General features: G+C 71.3%; 1 protein-coding gene. It reads left to right on the top strand.

Annotation, left to right across the window (positions count from 1 at the left end; translation table 11 throughout):
• Nucleotides 1–704, top strand: a 704-nt coding sequence (locus JMF90_RS39295; protein ID WP_201326573.1) for an ATP-binding cassette domain-containing protein, incomplete at both ends; no start/stop codon positions are given.

Below are 704 nucleotides of genomic sequence, written 5' to 3'. Positions count from 1 at the left end.
GGGCGCGGCGCTCGGCGCGCGCGCGATCGACGTCGCGGCCGGCGATTTCCGCTTCTCCGCGCGCCACGTGCGGTTCCGGCTCGGCGCGATCACCGCGATCATCGGGCCGAACGGCTCGGGCAAGACCACGCTGCTCGAAACGCTGCTCGGCTTCCGGCGCGGCGGCAGCGACGTGCGCGTGCTCGACGTGCCGGCCGAACGCTTCATGCGCGATTCGCGGTCGCTGCAGCGAATCGGCGCGCAATTGCAGAAGGTCGAGTATCCCGATCATCTGCGTGTATCCGAGATCGTCGCGCTGCACCGCGCGATGTACGCACACACCGATGCGGCGATCACCGACGCGCTCGGCATCGCCGAACTGCTCGACAAGCCGTGCCGCGCGCTGTCGAAGGGGCAGCGCCAGCGCGTGGACCTGTACGTCGCGCTCGCGCACCGGCCCGAGCTGGCCGTGCTCGACGAGCCGTTCACGGGCCTCGACCGTCGCTATGCGGGCGTCGTGATCGACCTGCTGCGCGACCGCGCAAGCGGCACGAGCGTCGCGATGATCTGCCATTCGGAGGAGGAACTGAGCGTGGTCGACGATCTCGTCTGGGTGCGCGACGGCGGCGTGCGCTACCAGGGCGACCGGGACACGCTGCGCGCCGAGCTCGTCGGCGATGCGCGCGCGGTCCTGTATTGCCGCGACGCAGCCGATGCGCGCGCGC

The sequence above is a fragment of the Burkholderia sp. E168m23 genome (assembly GCF_016586125.1).
Taxonomy (GTDB): Bacteria; Pseudomonadota; Gammaproteobacteria; order Burkholderiales; family Burkholderiaceae; genus Burkholderia; species Burkholderia orbicola.
The sequence above is the reverse complement of the archived record's forward strand: the minus strand, read 5'-3'. Positions and strand labels throughout refer to the sequence as shown.